We start from the raw sequence: 1,680 nt of genomic DNA on the forward strand, positions 1-1,680 counted from the left end.
CAATCGGGCCGCCAACCAGATCGGGCAGACCGTAGAAGATAAACAGCACCTGTACGAGAATGGGGGTGCCGCGGAAAATTTCGATGTACGCGGTTGCGGGCCAGCGAAAAAACCATTTTTTGTTGATGCTCAGCAGGCCGAAAATAATGCCCAGCACAAAACCAATGGCGAGGCCGCCAAAAGAAATAAGCAGGGTATAGGGAATACCTTTGAGCAAATAAGGAACGGCGTTGATGGCTGCCTGCCAGTCAAACTGAAACTGGAATTCCACAGTGGATGTCTCCGTTGGATGGGGAGTTACCAGCCGGGGTGTTGTACACCCCGGCTGTGGTTTTCAGTTTTACATGTCTTCCGGCATGGGGCCGAACCACTTCTCGTAGATTTTCTTGTAGGTGCCGTCTTCCTTGATGGAAGCCAGGGCTTCGTTAACGTCATCCACCCACTCACTGCCGTTTTTCAGGGCGATGCCGTACTGCTGGCCTTCGTACAGCTTGCCAACGGTTTTAACTTTGCCTTCACCACGGGTGCTGGCGAAGTAGCCAACGTTAGGCGCATCGTAGAACACAGCGTCAACGGCGCCTGACATAAGCGCCATGTACATGTCTGAACTGCCTGGGTAGGGCGTTACGCCGTCATTTTCGTCCAGCGTTTTCATCAGGTAGTCGTAGCTGGTGCTGCCGATCTTGGTGCCGATCTTCACACCTTCGAGATCTGAAATTTCCTCGACTTTTCCACTGTCCTGGCGCACCAGGATGCGCAGGCCGGAGTCGTAATACGGATCGGAGAAATCAACGATTTCCTCACGTTCTTCGGTGATGGTGATCCCGGCAATGGCGATGTCCACGTTGCCCGTCTGCAGGGCAGGGATGATGCCGTTAAAGTCCATGGTGTTCAGGTCGATCTCAAAGCCGGCACGGTCTGCCACTTCGCGGATGATCTCCATGTCGAAACCGATCATCTCGCCGGTCTCCTGGTCCATCATTTCGAACGGCACGAAGCTGGGGTCGGTGACGACGCGCAGGGTCTCTGCGCTGGCAGTGCCTGCGGCAACGGTAAGTGCCAGTGTTGCGCCAACCGTCTTAAGCCATTTGGTGCTCATACAATCTCCTGTTTTTACTTTTGTTGCCCGTGCACCCGGTGGAGTGCTCCAGAAATGCGGGCTGATCAAGCCTGTTCTTTCCGGGGGCGGTTTGTGGAACTGCAACCCTTACACTTTAGACCATCAGGCGGAGAAATGCAGAAAATCAAATGGTTGGAGGGGAGCCCTCTCCCATGGAGGGAGAGGGTTTGGGGAGCGTTGGGGGAGAGCAGCGAAACTTAAAACGCAATCTTCTCCCGCTCACCAATCCCCAGGTTTTTCCAGATACTCTGGCTCGGTTCCGCCTGGTTCAGGGTATAGAAGTGAAGCCCGGGCGCCCCGGCGGCAAGCAGTTTCGCGCACATTTCGGTGACCACTTCCTCACCAAACTTGCGGATGCTGTCGCTGTCGTCGCCGTAGGCTTCCAGCTGCTTGCGGATCCAGCGGGGGATCTCCGCACCGCACATGTCCGAGAAGCGGGTCAGGTTGGAGAAGTTGACGATGGGCATAATGCCCGGCACCACCGGAATGGTAACGCCCATCTTCTCCAGACGGTCGATAAAGTAGAAGTAGCTGTCCGCGTTGAAGAAGTACTGGGTGAT

At 55.2% G+C, this 1,680-nt stretch carries 3 protein-coding genes; all 3 read right to left on the minus strand.

Going from position 1 to position 1,680, the window contains the following annotated elements; translation table 11 throughout:
* A partial coding sequence (locus B3M52_RS04720) for an ABC transporter permease subunit (protein ID WP_286748994.1) occupies nt 1-271 on the minus strand: 271 nt, incomplete at its 3' end.
* A 69-nt stretch (nt 272-340) separates the two neighbouring features.
* Complete coding sequence (locus B3M52_RS04725) at nt 341-1,099, minus strand: transporter substrate-binding domain-containing protein (RefSeq protein WP_286748995.1); 759 nt, start codon at nt 1,097-1,099, stop codon at nt 341-343.
* Between the two features lie 218 nt (nt 1,100-1,317).
* Nucleotides 1,318-1,680 (minus strand): methylenetetrahydrofolate reductase (locus B3M52_RS04730; RefSeq protein ID WP_286748996.1); only part of this gene is annotated, 363 nt, incomplete at its 5' end.

This window comes from Marinobacter sp. UBA2688, from assembly GCF_002352785.1.
GTDB classification, from domain to species: Bacteria; Pseudomonadota; Gammaproteobacteria; order Pseudomonadales; family Oleiphilaceae; genus Marinobacter; species Marinobacter salarius.

Coding starts and splice junctions, on each gene's coding strand:
- B3M52_RS04725 (WP_286748995.1), bottom strand. CDS start 1,099: ATGAGCACCAAATGGCTTAAGACGGTTGGCGCAACACTGGCACTTACC.